This window comes from Acinetobacter sp. UBA2063, assembly GCF_002333245.1.
Classification (GTDB): domain Bacteria; phylum Pseudomonadota; class Gammaproteobacteria; order Pseudomonadales; family Moraxellaceae; genus Acinetobacter; species Acinetobacter parvus.
The window spans coordinates 3,834-4,446 of sequence record NZ_DDAH01000242.1; the positions used below are offsets into that span (position 1 = coordinate 3,834).

General features: G+C 42.3%; 2 protein-coding genes. Both read left to right on the forward strand.

All coding sequences use genetic code 11. The annotated features are described in order from the left end of the window. Window positions 1-50 precede the first annotated feature (50 nt). On the forward strand, window positions 51-404 hold the full coding sequence (locus tag B4H32_RS11565) for a type II secretion system protein (RefSeq protein WP_034422918.1): 354 nt from the start codon (window positions 51-53) through the stop codon (window positions 402-404). Beyond that, on the forward strand, window positions 401-613 hold a 213-nt coding region (locus B4H32_RS11570), incomplete at its 3' end, for a PulJ/GspJ family protein (RefSeq protein WP_286803175.1). The genes B4H32_RS11565 and B4H32_RS11570, both read left to right, overlap by 4 nt.

The following is a 613-nucleotide window of genomic DNA, read 5'->3' on the forward strand; positions in this document are numbered from 1 at the left end:
TGAAACGTTGTTTCACTAACCCTCGCTCAGGATTTACCTTACTCGAAGTAATGGTGGCTTTGGCGATTTTTGCCGTGGCTGCCATCGCGTTAACGAAAGTCGCGATGCAATATACGCAATCGACAGCAAATGCAATCTTAAGGACAAAGGCACAATTTGTCGCAATGAATGAAGTGGCAAGGATGGAAATCAACCAGGAATGGCTGGATGGGACACAATCCAAGCAAGTGACTTCGCATGGCGAAACGTGGCAAATTGACAAAAAAGCACAATCTACCATTAGCCCGAAGATACAACGCATCGAGTTACAAGTCAGTTTATTTAATAATGAACAAGGGAAGGTTGAAGCGGGTGTTACTAATCTTGTGTTCTTTAACTATCCAGCAAAGGCTAGAACACAATGACATATAATTTCGAGCATCGCTTTTCAACTTGGATTCGGGCTAAGCGTGGTTTTCTTGCAAAGCGATCTAGGCCTGCTTTCAATCGTTCTTCACCTCAGTCAGGATTTACCTTAGTGGAATTGCTGGTTGCAATCGCAATCTTTGCTGTACTTTCCATGTTGGGGTGGAAGGTATTTGATTATCTATTAAAAGTAAAAGATAGAAATGCA

Bases quoted from the DNA above. Each gene is read 5' to 3' on its own strand.
- B4H32_RS11565 (WP_034422918.1), top strand. From the start codon at position 51: ATGGTGGCTTTGGCGATTTTTGCCGTGGCTGCCATCGCGTTAACGAAA.